11 protein-coding genes are annotated in these 18,539 nt (G+C 53.4%); 3 read left to right on the top strand and 8 right to left on the bottom strand.

Annotation, left to right across the window (positions count from 1 at the left end; translation table 11 throughout):
- Positions 1-222: 222 nt before the first annotated feature.
- Complete coding sequence (locus tag EO763_RS19580) at positions 223-1,869, bottom strand: Na/Pi cotransporter family protein (protein WP_105879826.1); 1,647 nt, start codon at positions 1,867-1,869, stop codon at positions 223-225.
- 306 nt (positions 1,870-2,175) lie between these two features.
- Between EO763_RS19580 and EO763_RS19585 the strand changes: the two genes are divergently transcribed.
- Entirely contained in the window at positions 2,176-3,630 is a 1,455-nt protein-coding gene (locus tag EO763_RS19585; RefSeq protein ID WP_161529955.1) for a DASS family sodium-coupled anion symporter, read from the top strand.
- Between the two features lie 71 nt (positions 3,631-3,701).
- Here EO763_RS19585 and foxA read toward each other — a convergent pair whose 3' ends face one another.
- Together foxA and EO763_RS19595 are read right to left on the bottom strand one after the other, a co-directional pair.
- The gene (gene foxA / locus EO763_RS19590; protein WP_161529956.1) at positions 3,702-5,804 is read right to left on the bottom strand and encodes a ferrioxamine B receptor FoxA; all 2,103 of its coding nucleotides are present in this window, start codon (positions 5,802-5,804) and stop codon (positions 3,702-3,704) included.
- Between the two features lie 204 nt (positions 5,805-6,008).
- The gene (locus tag EO763_RS19595; protein WP_161529957.1) at positions 6,009-6,965 is read right to left on the bottom strand and encodes a helix-turn-helix transcriptional regulator; all 957 of its coding nucleotides are present in this window, start codon (positions 6,963-6,965) and stop codon (positions 6,009-6,011) included.
- 234 nt (positions 6,966-7,199) lie between these two features.
- Here EO763_RS19595 and EO763_RS19600 point away from each other — a divergent pair, with 234 nt between their 5' ends.
- On the top strand, positions 7,200-7,376 hold the full coding sequence (locus EO763_RS19600) for a hypothetical protein (RefSeq protein WP_161529958.1): 177 nt from the start codon (positions 7,200-7,202) through the stop codon (positions 7,374-7,376).
- Between the two features lie 137 nt (positions 7,377-7,513).
- Here EO763_RS19600 and metH read toward each other — a convergent pair whose 3' ends face one another.
- A complete protein-coding gene (metH, locus tag EO763_RS19605; RefSeq protein ID WP_233962310.1) occupies positions 7,514-11,149 on the bottom strand; it encodes a methionine synthase in 3,636 nt (1,211 codons plus the stop codon).
- 241 nt (positions 11,150-11,390) lie between these two features.
- Here metH and iclR point away from each other — a divergent pair, with 241 nt between their 5' ends.
- Positions 11,391-12,221 carry a glyoxylate bypass operon transcriptional repressor IclR gene (iclR, locus tag EO763_RS19610; RefSeq protein WP_010310516.1) on the top strand — a complete coding sequence of 277 codons (831 nt, stop codon included), beginning with the start codon at positions 11,391-11,393 and terminating at the stop codon, positions 12,219-12,221.
- 298 nt (positions 12,222-12,519) lie between these two features.
- Here the strand turns inward: iclR and aceK are convergent, their stop codons facing one another.
- The 4 genes from aceK to metA all read right to left on the bottom strand — a co-directional run bounded on the left by aceK (position 12,520) and on the right by metA (position 18,494).
- Positions 12,520-14,295, bottom strand: a complete 1,776-nt coding sequence (aceK, locus tag EO763_RS19615) for a bifunctional isocitrate dehydrogenase kinase/phosphatase (protein ID WP_161530449.1) — start codon at positions 14,293-14,295, stop codon at positions 12,520-12,522.
- Positions 14,296-14,343: 48 nt separating this feature from the next.
- The gene (gene aceA, locus EO763_RS19620) at positions 14,344-15,651 is read right to left on the bottom strand and encodes an isocitrate lyase (protein WP_161529959.1); all 1,308 of its coding nucleotides are present in this window, start codon (positions 15,649-15,651) and stop codon (positions 14,344-14,346) included.
- 31 nt (positions 15,652-15,682) lie between these two features.
- Positions 15,683-17,281, bottom strand: a complete 1,599-nt coding sequence (gene aceB / locus EO763_RS19625) for a malate synthase A (protein WP_161529960.1) — start codon at positions 17,279-17,281, stop codon at positions 15,683-15,685.
- Between the two features lie 283 nt (positions 17,282-17,564).
- The gene (gene metA / locus EO763_RS19630; protein WP_161529961.1) at positions 17,565-18,494 is read right to left on the bottom strand and encodes a homoserine O-acetyltransferase MetA; all 930 of its coding nucleotides are present in this window, start codon (positions 18,492-18,494) and stop codon (positions 17,565-17,567) included.
- Positions 18,495-18,539: the final 45 nt, after the last annotated feature.

The raw sequence follows: 18,539 nt of genomic DNA on the forward strand, positions 1-18,539 counted from the left end.
AGTGCCGCGTAGGGAACGCGTCACTGGCGGCTCGACTAGCGGTCAGGAACACCGATGGAACCGCGTCAGCGGCATAATTTGCGCCAAAAGCCTGAGGGTCATGGGGCGAGCGGCGTTTGAGCCGCCCCATGTCGGGCGCGTGCTACGACGTAGCATGAAAATAGCGGCATTATCGCGCACGAAACCGCATCTTAATCTGAATAAAAATTTCCACAAAGGGAATCACAACGTCAGCGGTGACTCTTCGCGTTCTTCTTCCCCATCCTGTTGCACAATCAAGACGTTATACGCTACCGCACAGAACAGTGAATTCAGTCGGTTCATGTCTCCAAGCAAGCTTAAATGAAGCGAACTGGTTTCCAGACTCTGTACGTTGTGCTGATGTAAGCGATCAACATGCGCATGCGCATAACGGCGGTTCATAATGCGGAAGCGGTGCTTGGCACGGCGCAGGCGTTTCGCACTGGTGATATCCTCCGACAGGAAAACCGACAACCCCAGACGCAGATTCGCCAGCAGTTGTTCATGCAGGTGGTTCAACTCTTCCAGCCCCTGCGCGGAAAACGCCATGCGTACGCCAGATGAATGATTGGCAATGTCATCGGCCATACGTTCGATAATGTCCCCCGCCTGTTCCAGATTCAGCGCCACCTCGATCACCTCAGCCCAGCGCCGGGAATCTCGCTCATCCAATCCGTCTTTCTGAATCTGCGCCAGATAGAGCTTAATCGCGGTGTAAAGGATATCGACATCATCATCGAGTCGGCGAATCTCCCGCCGCTGCATATGGTCGCCCTGTAAGACTTCACGGTACAAACGCAGCATTTGCTCCAGCACATCGCCAATGCGCAGCGTTTCCCGTGCAGCATTGGTCAGCGCTAGCGCTGGCGTATCCAGCGAGCTGGTGTCCAGATGACGCGGTTTCATCTGGAGATCGACCTGCGGCGAATCAGCAATCATCGCACAGGACAGCCGCGCCACCACGCCGGTAAGCGGAATCAGCAGCAAGCAACGAATCAGGTTGTAGAACAGGTGGAAGTAGATCACCAGCTCTTCGGCGCTTAACGGAATACGTGTCAGCCAGCGCGAAAGCGGTTCAACCAGCGGCAGCACAACCAAACAGCCTATCAGCTTGAACAGCATGCTGCCGAGCGCGACGCGTCGGCCTGCCGCATTCTGCGTCGAGGTGCTCATCATCGTCAGTAAGCCGCTGCCCAGATTGGCACCGATGACCAGACACATCGCCACTTCCAACGAGATCACACCGCTTGCCGTCAAGGTTGCCGTCAGCAGCACGGCTGCCAGACTGGAATAGGTAATCACCGCGAACAGCGCGCCAGCCAGTGCGTCCAGCATGACGTCGCCCGTCAACGAGGAAAACAGCACCTTCACGCCCGACGTTTGCGTGATCGGAGCTGCGGCCACGACAATCATTTCCAACGCCAGCAAAATGAGCCCGAGCCCAATCGCCACGCGGCCAACCTGACCCACCCGCGTCTGCTTACGGCTGAGGAAAAATATCACGCCCAGAAAAATCAGCAGTGGAGAAAGCCAAGACAGATCGAACGTCAGAATTCGCACCATCAGTGCCGTACCGACATCCGCCCCGAGAATAATCACCAGCGCAGGCGTTAATGCCACCAGCCCCTGTGAGACAAAAGAGGTGGTCAGCAACGCGGTCGCATTGCTGCTCTGCACCAGCGCAGTGACGCCAATGCCAGCCATAAAAGCCAACGGTTTTTTCTCAACGCTATCGCTGAGAACCCGCCGTAATTGGGTGCCATAAACCCGCATGATACCGGTACGGACAATGTGAGTGCCCCATACCAGTAACGCAATCGCAGAAAGGAGATTCAGCAGTGTTAACAAAAAGTCCGCGCCTCCAGCTAAACGTGTGTTGATGAAATAAAACGTGTTGATGACGTAATGAACAACCATCTTACCAGATGTTGGCAGACCGTACTGCGAGGCAGCCCGCGCCAAAGCAAAATCGTCCAGCGTTCAAGGACTGATAAAAATTAATTAACTGACAATATTTAAAAAACAGAATCCAAATCAATAAGCCGATAATTTTGCCTCGCGCCTTTCCCGGTTAGCGCTATGCTCTTTTTATCCCTATAACTCTTATGGGTTATAACGCTGCACAATCTTGCAGCCCTCGAGTAAGGAAAATGGATGAAGACGAAAACCTCATATGGACTGAACTGGCTCCCGCTAATCATTATTCTCACCATCGCCGCCTTTTTTTGGCACATGGAACCCCCAACCGGCCTAAGCCCCGCCGCTTGGCACTCCGCCGTCATTTTCGTGGCCACGATCGTATGTATTGTCGCGAATGTTCTCCCGATTGGGGCCATCGGCATTATCAGTATCACGCTCTTTGCGCTGACGTACGCCGCGGGAGATAAAACGGCCAGCGGTGCGATACAAACCGCGCTCAGCGACCTGAACAGCTCGTTGATCTGGCTGATTGTTGTCGCCTTCATGATCGCGCGCGGCTTTATCAAAACGGGGCTGGGCCGCCGCATCGCCTTGCAGATGATCCGTATGTTGGGAAAACGCACGCTGGGTTTGGCTTACGGGCTGGCCTTTGCCGATCTGGTGCTTTCCCCCGCGATGCCGAGCAACACCGCACGCTGCGGCGGGATTATTTATCCCATTGCCGATTCGCTGTCGCGCAGCTTCGACTCCAAACCGGAAGATGCCTCGCGCAGTAAGATTGGTACCTTCCTGATTACCTGTATCGGTAACGTTAACGACGTGACGGCGGCGCTGTTTATGACCGCTTACACCGGCAACCTGCTGGCGGTGAAGCTCGCGGCCAACGCGGGCGTGACCATTACCTGGGGAAGCTGGTTTCTGGCGGCGCTCGTACCCTGTTTAATCTCTCTGGCGGTTGTCCCGCTGCTCGTCTACTGGCTGACCAAGCCGGAAATTCGTCATACGCCGGATGCACCAAAACTGGCCGTCGCTGAACTGGCAAAGATGGGCCACATGAGCCGCGGTGAATGGCTGATGGCATTCACCGTTGTCCTGCTGCTGGTGCTGTGGATTTTTGGCGATAAACTAGGCGTGGATGCCACGACGGCCTCGTTCGTCGGGCTGTCTTTCCTGCTGTTAACTGGCGTACTAAGCTGGGAAGACGTGAAGAGTGAAAAAGGAGCCTGGGATACGCTGATTTGGTTCGCCGCCCTATTGATGATGGCAAATCAGTTGAAAAAGCTCGGCTTCACCAACTGGTTTGGCGATCTCATCGGCAGCAATATCGGTCATTTAATGCAGGGAACCAGTTGGGTATTGGTGCTGTTGCTACTGAACGCCGCCTATTTCTACACTCACTATTTCTTCGCCAGCGGCAACGCGCAGATCGCCGCGCTTTTTGCCGTATTCCTCGGTGTCGGGATCAACCTGAATATTCCAGCGGTGCCAATGGCGTTCATGCTGGCGTTTACCAGCAGCCTGTACTGTTCACTGACGCAATATACACACGCGCGCGGCCCCATCCTGTTCGGCGCAGGCTACGTGCCCACCGCCGTCTGGTGGCGTACCGGTTTCGTCGTCAGTCTGGTGAATCAGGCGATTTTCATGAGCGCTGGCCTATTGTGGTGGAAAGCGATTGGCCTGTATTGATCGTTAGCTAACATAAGATGTGAAAAAGCCGGGGAAACCCGGCTTTCGTTTTATTGCTGCAAAACACGCGATCAGAACGAATAAGAGACGCTGCCGACGACACTGCGCTCGGCACCGAAGTAGCAGAACTCCAGCGAGTTACAGGCCGCCACGTAGCGTTTGTCGGTCAGGTTGTTGACGTTAAGCTGCGCACTCAGCCCTTTCAGACCGACCTTCGAGAGATCGTATCCCACCGCCATATCCACCAGCGTATAAGAAGGCAGCGTGTGGGTATTGGCGCGATCGGAAGTCACACCGTTCACGTAACGCACGCCAGAACCAAGCGTCAGGCCGTCCAGCGGACCGCTTTTAACATCATAGCTGGCCCAGGCGCTGGCCTGATTGCGCGGCGCGTACACCGCACGTTTTCCTTGCTCGGCTACGCTGCTTTTCTTATAGCGAATATCCGTATAGGTATAGGCCGCTTGCAGACGCAGATTGTCGGTAATATGGCTCACAGCCTCCAGTTCCACCCCTTCAGACTCGATTTCCCCCACGGAGCGGTAAGGATCGTTAGGCTGAACTTTCGTCGCCACATTCTTCTGATTAATACGGAATACCGACAGGCTGTATTGATCCTGAGAACCTTCAGGCTGATATTTCATCCCAGCTTCCCACTGCTTGCCTTTCATCGGTTCCAGCACGTTGCCGTTATCATCAGCGAAGCTGGTTGGCGTAAAGGCCGTGGAATAGCTGACATACGGCGCAAAGCCATTATCAAATAGGTAGAGTAAGGCGGCGCGCGAGCTAAAGTTGTTTTTATCCAACTCACTGTGTGTGCCGTTGGTGTGGTTAACGTGGGTCACTTTCACTCGATCGTGGCGACCGCCCAGCGTTAAGCGCCAGCGCTCCCAGCTCATTTGATCCTGCATATAGATGCCAGTCTGTTGCAGCTTGTGCTTTTCCAGCGTGCCGGACATGGCCGTTGGACCAGAGCCGTAGACAGGGTTAAACGCATCGATTGCAGGGAAGGAACCCGAAGGCCAGTCCATATTGTTATTACGCTGCTGATAGTCGATTCCCACCAGCAGACGGTGGTTAACCGCGCCGGTATCCACGCTACCATCAAGCTGGTTATCTAACGTTAACGCAGACAGTGACTCGCGGGAACCCGAGTAGTAACGGGTCAGCGTGTCGGCGTTAGGCTGCGTCCAACCATAGGCGTACACCTGATCCAAGTGCACTTTGGTACGCAGATAACGTACTTTTTGGCGCACCGCCCAGCCGCTATCAAAACCATGCTCAAAGTTGTATCCCACCATGTTTTGCTTACGGTCGTATTTCTCATAATTCTCTTCCCCTTCATAGAAGGTGTTCGAGATTTTCTGCCCGTTATGCGCCACCACCGTGCCTTCATACGGTAAACCCGAATGGCTGCCGCCCTCAGGATCGCGTTGCAGGTAAGCCATCAATTCCAGACGGGTTTTGTCGGAAATCCGCCACAGCAGGCTAGGCGCAATCGCATAGCGTTCTTCTTTCAGCGGCCCAAATTGGGTATCCGCCTCACGCACCATCCCGCCTAGGCGGAACGCAAAACGTTCGTCATCATCCAACGGACCGGTAACGTCAAACGCCGCGCCACGCTGCGCATTATTGCCTGCGAACAGTTTGATCTGTCCGCTGCGATCAAACGACGGCTGACGGGAATTCAGCGCCACAATCCCGCCTGGAGAAGAACGCCCGTAGAGTACGGACGCCGGGCCTCTGACCACTTCAATGCTGTCGAGGAACCAGGGATCGATAACCAGTGAGCTATGGGAGTTGGTATCCCCCATCATCTTCAGCCCATCGAGATAGACGTTATCGAGACTGCCATCGGAAAAGCCGCGCAGTACCATGTAGTCAAAACGGTTGGACGCGCCGATTTGGTTGTTATACACGCCCGGCGTATAACCGACCGCCTGACGAACGCTGGTCGCACCCTGCTCCTGAATCTGGTCGCGCGTAATGATAGAAACGGCCTGAGGAGTCTCAATATCGGGCGTTTCCAGCTTGGTTGCACCACGTTGTGTTTGAGACGTCACGACTAGCGTCTCGCCCTGAGAAGAAGAGGGCGTATCCTGCGCGAGTGCCGACACCGTCAATCCACTGGTGAAACAGCTAACCACCAGCGCCAGCCGCGTTTTTCTGAACATGGGAATCTCCACAGACCTTATTGTTGTAAATAAGAATTATTACCGTTTTCGGTCTGACGATAGCTATGCGCAGTGACAGCTTACGTATGCGCAATGACAAAACGGGAACTCAGCGAGAAAACGCCAGACGAGCGGCACGGCGGAAAAGTCAGGCGTAAAGGGTCAATGAGTTGATATGGATTGATGTTGATAAGGAAGGAAACGTTAGCTGACCATGCGTGCATCGCTCGGTGCCATACCGTAACGCCGCCGGAAAGCCGTGGCAAAGTTGGTCGCGTGCTGGTAGCCCGACATCCAGGCCGCCTGCTGAACGCTGTATCCCTGCACCAGATAGCGCCGGGCCAATTCCAGCCGACAATCGCGCAGATAGTCAAAAACCGAATGACCATACGCCTGACGAAATTTGGTACGCAGGCTGCTGGTGCTCATCGCCGCCATCTGCGCCAGTTCATTGAGGGTGTACTCTTTTTCAGGCTGCTGGGCCAGAAGCCGCCGAACGTTCTCCAGTCGATCCTGTTCGCCGGGCGGGGGCAATACGCGCCGTTCTCCCCCACGTTGCCCGAATGACAGGCCTTGTCCTAGCAGCTGTAGCATCACACCTTCCAGCATCAGCTGGCGTGATAGCCCCGGCGTGGTGTTTTCCAGCGCATACTGCAACCCAGATAATAAATAGCCGGGAACCTGCCATAAAAACGTCGGATTACCGCCCTGTTCCCACTCATTCAGCAGCGAGCCCAACAGCGGATCCAAAGCGAAGGTGGTGGGGAAGATACCCAGCGACACGGTACGAAGGTGACAGTCCGCAAGGTGGCTGGCGTTCATGACTAATGGGTCACCCAGTCGGGTGCTGAATGCCATACCTGAGCGCACGACAAATTCCTTGCCGTTCAGACGCAGCGCGACGCGACCTTCCAGCACTACCAACGTATAAAACGGGCAGCAGTGCAAAGACGTTGATTCGTAAGGCTGCAACACGCGCACGTTGGAATTCGTCAGGCAAATCCCAGAGGACAGCGTCATCTCTTCGACATCGCCCTGCACCACGATACGCTTTTCTTTCGCGCGCTCACGGCAGGACGACAACTGCGGGAAGTGGTAATCAATCCCGTAACGTTCACCGATGTCGAAGAAATCCTCAATGGAAAAGAGTCGTTTTAGCATGAGCGGGAAGATACCCTCATCCTGTTTAACGCCCAGAATCAGGCCTGCGGTTAGTGGAAATACGTGGAATGAAAACAGAACAGCGCTTTCTGCTTAATTGGCGCTCACCTTACCATTACCATGAAAACGCATCAATAAGACTGATAACTATTCTCATTGAAATGGTGTTCGCGTAACGCAGGATCATCAGCAGGGAAGATATTGCATGGGTTCAACCACGAAACCACGACAACTATGCAAAAAAGCATATGTTTCGTGCGTGATAAGCCGAGTATTTCTCTGTGCCATCAGCACGACGCCCGACTCAGGGCGCTCAGTCGCCGCCGCCCTGAGAACCCAGGCTTTTTGGCGGAAATTCTGCCGCTACGCGGTGCCTTCGGCGTTCGTGGTCGCTGTTCGGGCCGTCAGTGACGCGTTCCCTACGCGGCACTGACTTTCGCCGCGTCCATGCGGCTCACCCAGCGGCCACGCCCACCTCAGCAGAATTTTAACGCCAGTTGAAAACCAACACTTGTTAACCCACAGATATTATTTCTTTTACTAGCACCTTAATCGGCATCATAGCCCAGATTCGGCGCTAACCAGCGCTCAACTTCACTCACGCTCATACCCTTACGTACCGCGTAATCTTCCACCTGATCGTGTTGGATTTGCGCGACGGCGAAGTATTTACTGTCGGGGTGGCTGAAATACCAGCCGGATACCGACGCACCCGGCCACATGGCATAGGATTCGGTGAGCTTCATGCCGGTATGCTTTTCCACATCCAGCAACTGCCAGATTTGCACTTTCTCCGTATGGTCAGGGCAAGCCGGATAGCCGGGTGCAGGACGGATGCCTTGATAGTTCTCGCGGATCAGCAGCTCATTACTGAGGTTCTCATTCGGCGCATAGCCCCAGTACACCTTGCGCACGCGCTCATGCAGGTATTCTGCAAAAGCTTCCGCCAGACGGTCAGAGATCGCTTTCACCATGATCTTGTTGTAATCATCGTGTTGAGCTTCCCACAGATCGGCCAACGTATCTTCTTCCAGCCCGCCAGTCACAGCAAAAGCTCCCAGATAATCCGGTTTACCGCTGGATTTCGGTGCCACAAAATCAGACAGGCAGTAGTTCGGGAAGTCGGTTTTTTCCGTCTGTTGACGCAGATGGTGGCTCACTGACAGCACCGTTTCACGCCGTTCATCGGTATAAATCACCACGTCATCACCCACGCGGTTCGCTGGGAAGAGCCCCACCACGCCGCGAGGATTCAGTGCGCCACGTGCGGATAAGTCGTCCAGCATCACGTTGGCATCGGCAAACAGGCGCTTGGCCTCTTCACCCACCACCTCATCTTCCAGAATGCGAGGATATTTCCCGGCCAGCGACCAGGTCATGAAGAATGGCGTCCAGTCGATGTAGTTGCGCAGTGTTTCAATGCTAGCCGTCACTTCCTGAACACCCAGACGATGCGCAACCGGCGGCGTGTAGTTTTCCCAATCTAAATCGGAGGCGTTAGCACGAGCCGCTTCCAGCGTCACGGGCGGCGTTCTCGGTTTTTTACGCGCGTGCTGAATACGCACGGTTTCATACTCTTTACGAGTACGCGCAACAAAGTCGTCATACTGCGTACTGGACAGCAGGGCCGACACCACGCCAACAGAGCGCGAGGCATTCTGCACATAAACCGTCGGACCGCTATAGTTCTGCTCAATCTTCACAGCGGTATGCGCTTTAGAGGTCGTCGCGCCGCCAATCAGCAGCGGCAGCGTGAAGCCCTGACGCTCCATCTCTTTCGCCACGTTGACCATTTCATCCAGCGACGGCGTAATCAGCCCGGACAGCCCGATGATATCGACATTCTCTTCACGCGCGGTCTTCAGGATTTTATCCGTCGGCACCATCACGCCCAGATCGATAATTTCGTAGTTGTTACATTGCAGCACCACACCGACAATATTCTTGCCGATATCGTGGACATCACCTTTTACGGTCGCCAGCAGGATTTTCCCAGCGGACGAGCCTTTGTCTTTACTGGCTTCAATATAGGGTTCGAGGTAAGCCACGGCCTGCTTCATGACGCGAGCGGATTTCACGACCTGCGGCAAAAACATTTTGCCTGCACCAAACAGATCGCCGACCACGTTCATGCCGTCCATCAGCGGGCCTTCGATCACCTCGATCGGCCGCGTCGCCTGCTGGCGTGCTTCTTCGGTATCCAGCTCGATAAACTCAGTAATACCTTTAACCAGTGAATACTCCAGACGCTTCTTCACGTCCCAGCCGCGCCATTCCGCCTGCGTTTTACTGCCTTCATCTTCCGTTTTGCTGCCGCGATATTTTTCTGCCAGATCGAGCATGCGCTCGGTGGCATCGCTGCGACGGTTAAGGATCACGTCTTCAACCGCATCGCGCAGTTCAACAGGCAAGTCGTCATAAATCGCCAACTGGCTGGCGTTCACGATCCCCATATCCATCCCATTGCGGATCGCGTAATACAGGAAAACGGCGTGGATCGCCTCACGGACCAGATCGTTACCACGGAATGAGAACGACACGTTGGACACGCCACCGGAGATCATCGCATGCGGCAGTTGCGCCTTGATGTCCGCACAGGCTTCGATGAAATCCACGGCGTAGTTGTTGTGCTCATCGATCCCCGTTGCCACGGCGAAAATGTTCGGGTCGAAAATAATGTCTTCCGGCGGGAAACCGACTTCTTCCGTCAGGATGCGATACGCTCGGCTACAAATTTCAATTTTGCGCGCGCGGGTATCTGCCTGCCCGACTTCATCGAAGGCCATCACTACCACAGCTGCGCCATAGCGCCGCACCAGCTTAGCGTGATGGATAAAGGCCTCAACGCCTTCCTTCATGGAAATCGAGTTAACAATCCCTTTGCCCTGAATGCATTTAAGCCCTTTCTCAACCACATCCCATTTTGAGGAGTCGATCATGATCGGCACACGGGCGATATCAGGTTCACCGGCAATCAGATTCAGGAAACGGATCATCGCCGCTTCCGCATCGAGCATGCCTTCATCCATATTGATATCGATGATCTGCGCGCCACTTTCCACCTGCTGACGGGCGACATCCAGCGCTTCGTTATATTTCTCTTCTTTGATCAGACGTTTAAAACGTGCGGAGCCGGTGACGTTCGTCCGCTCCCCGACGTTAACAAACAGCGTGTTGGCATCGATATTCAGCGGTTCCAGGCCGGATAAACGGCAAGCCACTGGGATCTCTGGCAGCTTACGTGGCGGCACGCCTTCCACCACTTTCGCCATCGCGGCAATGTGCGCAGGCGTCGAACCACAGCAACCGCCGACGATATTCAGGAAGCCGGATCGCGCCCATTCTCCGATATGTTTCGCCATATCGGCCGGATCCAGATCGTATTCCCCAAAGGCGTTGGGCAGACCTGCATTCGGATGCGCACTCACATAGCATTCTGAAATACGTGACAGCTCGGCGACATACTGGCGCAGCTCATCCGGCCCCAATGCACAGTTCAGGCCGAAGGAAAGCGGACGGGAATGACGCAGAGAATTGTAAAAGGCTTCCGTGGTTTGACCGGATAGCGTACGCCCTGACGCATCAGTGATCGTGCCGGAAATCATCACGGGCAGCACGATCCCTAACGCTTCAAATTCACTTTCGACGGCGAAACTCGCCGCTTTAGCATTCAAGGTATCGAAAATGGTTTCGATCATGATCAGATCGACACCGCCCGCGATCAAGGCGCGTGTCGATTCGCGATACGCTTCCACCAGTTGATCAAAACTCACGTTACGAAACGCGGGATCGTTAACATCGGGGGAGATCGACGCGGTGCGGTTTGTCGGGCCAAGCACACCGGCAACATAGCGTGGCTTATCCGGCGTTAAGGCAGTCCATTTATCCGCGCTGGCACGCGCCAGCTGTGCGGCAACGGTATTAATTTCCGCCGACAGCGCTTCCATATCATAGTCCGCCATCGCAATGGTGGTGGCGTTGAAGGTGTTGGTTTCGAGAATATCGGCACCGGCTTCAAGATAGGCGTCATGGATTTCACTAATCACCTGCGGCTTGGTCAGCACTAGCAGATCGTTATTTCCCTTCACATCGCTCGGCCAGTCAGCAAAGCGCTCACCGCGATAATCTGCTTCCTGCAGGCGATAACCCTGGATCATGGTTCCCATACCACCATCCAGCACCATAATGCGTTGCGCCAACTGACGCCGCAATTCGTCTACCCGATTACTCACGCGAACCCCATTCCCGGCCAATAAATACGATATATATTGCGTCTATCCTAGCATAAGTTATGAGCACGCTAACGCCGTGTAGCATGAGACTTTTTCAGATCATTCGCCGATAAAAAGCGCAGAGAAAGAAGAGTTGCATTCTGTGGTAAAAAAACGAAAATCAATTCCATAACCCTAAAAAGGAATCGATGCCATGACGCCACCAGAGCCAGCCAAACGCGGGAAGAAACCCAGAGCCAGTACGGGCACCACCGCGCAGCCAACTGGGCAGGTTCAGTCGCTGACCCGTGGCCTGACGCTGCTTGAATATATCGCCAAAGCAAACGGCAGCGTGGCGCTAACCGATCTCGCTCAACAGGCCGGTTTACCGAATTCCACGACCCACCGCCTGCTCACCACCATGCAGCAACAGGGCTTTGTGCGTCAGGTTGGCGACTTGGGGCTGTGGACGATTGCTTCACACGCGTTTATCGTCGGCAGCAGCTTTCTGCAAAGCCGCAATCTGCTGGCCATTGTGCATCCGATACTACGCAAGCTAATGGAAGATTCTGGCGAAACCGTCAATCTGGCCGTGCTCGATCAGACCGATAGTCAGGCGATCATCATCGATCAGGTGCAATGTACGGCGCTGATGCGTATGTCAGCCCCCATCGGCGGTAAATTGCCGATGCATGCTTCGGGGGCTGGGAAAGCATTTCTGGCGCATTTACCTGATGCTCAGGTCACTCAACTGCTGCACAAGAAAGGGCTGCACGGCTACACGCCACACACCTTCAGCTCGCCACAAGCCCTGAAAGAAAACCTGTCTCTGATTCGCAAGCAGGGCTATTCGTTTGATGACGAAGAGCACGCGCTGGGGCTACGCTGTATCGCAGCCTGTATTTTGGATGAACATCACGAAGCCTTCGCCGCCATTTCCATCTCTGGCCCCGTGTCGCGCATCACGGACGATCGTGTCACAGAACTCGGCGCGCTGGTGATCAAAGCCGCTAAGCAGGTCATGCAGGAATACAGCGGGTTATGAGCAAGATGTACCCTCGCCAGGTCTTTGAGGCACATATTTATGCAGACTAGGGGAAAAATTTCGTGCGCGATAATGCCATCACTTTCATGCTACGCCGTAGCACGCGCCCGACACGGGGCGGCTCAAACGCCGCTCGCCCCGTGACCCCAGGCTTTCGGCGTGAATTATGCCGCTGACGCGGTTCCATCGGTGTTCCTGACCGCTAGTCGAGCCGCCAGTGACGCGCTCCAGACGCGGCACTGGCTTTCGCGACGTCCTGTCGCTCACTCGGCGGTCAAACCCACCGCTGCATAATTTTTTACGCCGGATAACGACAAAAGTCAGAACCATTCTCAGCCGTTGTATGTACCGGCTCAACACGTTGACTAAAACGCTTCCTCCGTCGGTAGGCGTAAACATCCTCAATGTGCCCTTCCCTGATACGTTGCTGTAGTGCTCGCCAGTAATCCGCACAAAACAGATCGCCGTGCATTTCCTCAAACAGCGAACGAATGTGGCGGTCACTGCACAAGAAATGGGGAAACTCTTCAGGAAACACATCATTCGGCGCAACGCTGTACCACGGCTCTGCGGCCAGTTCGTCCTCTGGGTGACGTGGCGGCGGTATTTTGCGGAAATTCACCTCAGTCATGTAGCAAATTTCATCGTAGTCATAAAAGACGACTCGCCCATGACGCGTAACACCGAAATTCTTGAATAGCATATCGCCGGGGAAAATATTCGCCGCAGCTAGCTGTTTGATAGCATTACCATACTCTTCAATCACATCGTGCAGCTGCTGTGCGTTTGCCTGTTCCAAATAAAGGTTCAGCGGCGTCATCCGGCGTTCCATATACAAATGTCGGATCACCAGTTGGTCGCCCAGATCCTCCAGTTTTTCCGGCACCTCCCGCCACAGCTCATCCAACAATTCTGGGCTGATGCGATGCTTATCAATGACGAAGTTTTCATATTCCTGCGTATCTGCCATGCGCCCGACGCGATCGTGCTCTTTCACCAGTTGATAGCATGCAATGACCCGTTCCGCGCTCACTTCTTTCTGCGGCGCGAAACGATCTTTGATGACTTTAAATACGCGATCGAAGGAAGGCAGCGTAAGCACCAGCATCACCATACCTTTCACGCCGGGGGCGATAATAAACTGCTCTTCTGATGCCGCAATATAGTGCAGATATTCGCGGTAATACTCGGTTTTACTGTGCTTCTGGCAGCCAATGGCCAGATAAAGCTCCGCTGTCGTCTTCCCCGGTAAAATGTCACGCAGCCAAGCCACCAGCGCCGACGGCAGCGGGGCATATACCATGAAGTAAGAGCGGGCGAAACCGAACACAATGCTGGCATCAGCCTGACGGGTTAAGCAGGTATCAATAAATAACGCACCGCGTTCGTTGTGGTGAATCGGCAGCAGGAACGGAAAAACACCGTCAGGGAGCGACAGTTTGCCCACCAGCCAGGCCGCTTTGTTACGATAAAACAGCTCATTCGCCACCTGTAACGTCGCGTACGCAAGCTGCTCCGTTGAGAAGGTGCGCTGCAAATACGCAGCGATATAGCCAATATCACGCGGCAAATCTTCCCACGGTAAACGCAGCGGCACGTCACCCAGCAGCTTTTCCAGCATGCGCTGCCAGCCGTCAGTGGGCACAAACGTCTTGGCGATAGGCCGGGGGATCTCACGAAATCGCTGTTCAGGCTGAGAACTGAAAACAAACAGTTTGTCAGGTGCCAGTTCCCGATGGTTAAACAGCCGACAGTAGACGGAATTGAAGAAACTCTCAGCAATCTCAAAACGCGGATAATCCGGCAGTAAGCGGGTATAGATATGCTTCACACGTGCCAAAAAATCCGCATGATCGCAGCGAATACCGGTAATACAGTGCAGTTGTTCGACCACCAGACCAACGTGGTGATCGTATAAGTGAATACGCTGTTTCATTGCCTGTTGTACGGCAGGCCAGTCAGCCTGTTCAAAGCGCTGCTGCGCCCCCGCCGTCACTTCGAGAAAACGGCCATATTGCGCATCAAACCCTTGCAGGATCGTTTGCGCCACCAGCTTTTCAAGGTCACGCGTCATCATGATCTCCAGATGAGACCCGGCCAGCCAAACGCTGACCGGGTAGGATCAGAACTGCTGTTCTTCCGTCGATCCCGTCAGCGCCGTCACAGAAGACTCGCCTCCCTGAATGATGTTTGTCACTTTATCAAAGTAGCCAGTACCGACCTCCTGCTGATGCGATGAGAAGGTATAACCGTCTTTAATCGCTTCAAATTCAGGCTGTTGTACTTTTTCTACGTAGTGCCTCATCCCCTCGCCCTGCGCATAGGCATGCGCCAGGTCAAACATGTTGAACCACATGCTGTGGATGCCAGCCAGCGTAATAAATTGATATTTGTAGCCCATCGCCGACAGCTCATCCTGAAAGCGTGCAATCGTGCTGTCATCGAGATTCTTCTTCCAGTTAAAGGAAGGCGAGCAGTTGTACGCCAGCAGCTTACCGGGGAATTTCGCATGGATGGCCTCGGCAAAACGACGCGCCAGCGATAAATCCGGCGTTGAAGTTTCGCACCACACCAAATCGGCATAAGGCGCATACGCCAGACCACGGCTGATTGCCTGCTCGATCCCAGCTCGCGTGCGATAGAAGCCTTCCACCGTACGTTCTCCAGTGATGAAATCACTGTCATACTCATCGCAGTCGGAGGTCAACAAATCCGCCGCATCCGCATCGGTTCGCGCGACCAGCAAGGTGGGCACACCCAAAACATCCGCAGCCAGACGCGCTGCCACCAGCTTCTGAACGGCTTCCTGAGTCGGCACTAGCACTTTACCGCCCATGTGGCCACATTTCTTCGCCGATGCCAGTTGATCCTCAAAGTGAACCGCCGCCGCACCCGCTTCAATCATCGACTTCATCAGCTCAAACGCATTAAGCACGCCGCCGAACCCGGCCTCTGCATCCGCAACAATCGGCAGGAAGTAGTCGGTATAACGCTTATCGCCCAGTTCAATATGGTTCGCCCATTGAATCTGATCGGCGCGCCGGAAGGTGTTGTTGATGCGTTCGATCACCGCAGGCACGGAGTTCGCAGGGTAGAGCGACTGATCGGGATACATGCTGGACGCCAGATTGGCATCCGCCGCCACCTGCCAGCCGGAAAGATAAATCGCTTCGATACCCGCTTTCGCCTGCTGTAAAGCCTGCCCACCCGTCAGCGCGCCCAGACAATTAACATAGCCTTTGCGAGAATCACCATGCAGCAGATTCCATAACCTCGCCGCACCGAGCTGTGCGAGCGTGCATTCTGGGTTCACCGATCCGCGTAAATTAATCACATCTTCTGCGCTGTAGGGACGCGTAATGCCTTCCCAGCGTGCGGTTTTCCACTCTTTTTCAATATGCTGGACTTGTTGGGTACGTGAGGTCGTCATAGCAAAGGTTCCTTTTTATTATCAGTCAGGATTAATCAAGCAATGCGTAGCCGGGTAGCGTCAGGAAGTCGATCAACTCATCTTGCGTGGTAATTTTTTCCATCAGCCGAGCAGCTTCATCAAAGCGCCCTCCGTTGAAACGGGCATCACCGAGTTCCTCTTGAATCACGAACATCTCTTCGGCCAGCATTTGGCGGAACAGCGCTTTGGTGATCACACGGCCATCGCTCAACGTCTTGCCGTGGTGAATCCACTGCCAGATTGACGTGCGAGAAATTTCTGCCGTCGCCGCATCTTCCATCAGTCCATAAATCGGGACGCAGCCATTACCGGATATCCATGCTTCGATGTACTGCACCGCAACGCGGATATTCGCGCGCATCCCCACTTCCGTTCGCTCTCCTGGGCAAGGCTCTAGCAACTCCTCGGCGCGAATGGGCGCATCTTGTCCACCGCTGATATCGAGCTGATTTTTGCGCTCACCTAACACCCGATCGAACACATCCATCACGGCATCGGCCAGCCCTGGATGAGCCACCCAGGTACCATCGTGACCATTGTGAGCTTCCAGCTCTTTGTCTTTACGTACCTTATCCAACACCCAATTATTGCGTTCCGCATCCTTACTCGGAATGAACGCCGCCATCCCGCCCATGGCGAACGCACCGCGACGGTGACAAGTTTTAATCAACAGACGTGAGTAAGCACTAAGGAAGGGTTTTTCCATCGTCACCGACTGGCGATCGGGCAGAACGCGATTGCTATGGTTCTTTAATGTTTTGATATAGCTGAAGATATAATCCCAGCGGCCACAGTTCAGCCCAACAATATGATCGCGTAAATGGTAGAGGATCTCGTCCATCTGGAAAACGGCGGGCAACGTTTCAATCAATACAGTGGCTTTGATCGTCCCGCGCGGCAGATCAAAACGATCTTCCGTGTAGCAGAAGACATCGTTCCACCAAGCCGCTTCCTGCCATGACTGCGTCTTTGGCAAATAGAAATAAGGGCCGCTCCCTTTCTTCAGCAGTTCCTGATAGTTGTGGAAAAAATACAGCGCGAAGTCGAACAGGCTACCGGGAATCGCTTCCCCTTGCCAGGACACGTGTTTCTCGGGCAAATGCAAACCGCGTACACGACAAATCAACACGGCAGGATTGGGTTTCAACTGGTAGATCTTTCCAGTTTCATTGATGTAGGAAATCGTACCGCGTACGGCATCACGTAAGTTGATTTGCCCGTCGATCACCTTTTCCCATCCCGGCGACAGCGAATCCTCAAAATCCGCCATGAATACTTTCACATTGGCATTCAATGCGTTGATCACCATCTTGCGTTCGACCGGGCCAGTAATTTCAACGCGACGATCCTGAAGGTCATCGGGAATGCCGCGTATTGCCCATTCCTTTTCACGAATGGAAGCTGTTTCTGAAATAAAATCAGGTAACTTACCCTGATCGATATTACGCTGTTGTACCTGCCGTTCGGTGAGTAATTGATTACGTGCTGGTGTGAAATGTGCGACCAACTCCGTTAAGAAATCAATCGCTTCTTCCGTAAGAATTTGCTTCTCACCTTCGCCAAAACGCTGACTAAACGCCAATTCTCTGTTTATCGTCTGCTGCATCATTCGTGGTTCCTTTTCAGATTCCGCTTCATTTATCAACAACCGTCAGATCGGCAAACCAGTATGTACATTTCTTAGCCGACAGAATTAAGCGTAATACAATAAAAAACAAAATCAAAAACAATTTCCATTTTTATTGTAAAACAAAAATAAGATCATGATAAAAATGAATATTAAAATAAAAAAAGAAGAGAAATGATTTTCACCAAATAATGAGAATGGAATGGTTCAGCAGAAAAAAGAAAGGCACCTTTAAAGGTGCCTCAGAGAAAAGAATTGGGGTGAGCTAGTCCAGCGTAGGGTTCATCCGGCGTAAATCGTAAGGCGTAATCTGGTAAACATAGTAATTCAGCCAGTTAACAAAAAGCAGATGACCGTGGCTACGCCAGCTCGCTTTCGGTTCCAGTTCAGGATTGTCATCTGGGAAATAGTTAACCGGAACAGTCGGATCCAGTCCAGCATCACAATCACGGAAAAACTCCCCTGCGAGCGTCAAGACATCATACTCTGGATGCCCGGTAACGAACGCCAGACGTTTATCTTTACTGGCAAACAGATAAGCACCAGCCTGCTCCGACTCGACAAGAATATCCAAGTCCGTATGCTCCCGAATCACATCAACCGGAAAATCTGCATAGCGCGAATGTGGAGCCAGGAATGTTTCGTCAAAGCCGCGGGTCAGCAAAGCGTGAGGTTGTAACGTGTGATGCGAGTAAACACCAGATAGCTTTTCCTTGCGGGTCATCTTGGGAATGCCGTAGAGGATATTGAGAGCAGCCTGTACAGCCCAACACACAAACAACGTGGAGGTGACATGCTCTTTTGCCCATTCGATAACACGTGCGATCTGCGGCCAATACACAACATCGCAAAAATCGACCAATCCCAACGGTGCACCGGTCACAATCAAGCCATCAAAATTTTCGTCCTGAATATCGTCGAAATTGCAGTAGAAGTTATTCAGATGCTCGATTGGCGTATTCTTTGATTCACGGCTATCGATACGCAGCAGTTGGATATCGATCTGTAAGGGAGAATTGGATAGCAGGCGTAGAAACTGGTTTTCAGTCTCGATTTTTTTAGGCATCAGGTTCAGAACCAGCACTTTGAGGGGACGAATTTCCTGCGTTTTAGCACGCGAGGACGTCATTACAAATACGTTCTCATTACGCAGAAAATTAACGGCTGGTAACTCATCAGGAACCCGAATTGGCATAACCTTATATCCTCAAAGCATACGTTTAAACGTTTAGACATCCAG

The sequence above is a fragment of the Pectobacterium odoriferum genome, assembly GCF_009931295.1.
GTDB classification, from domain to species: Bacteria; Pseudomonadota; Gammaproteobacteria; order Enterobacterales; family Enterobacteriaceae; genus Pectobacterium; species Pectobacterium odoriferum.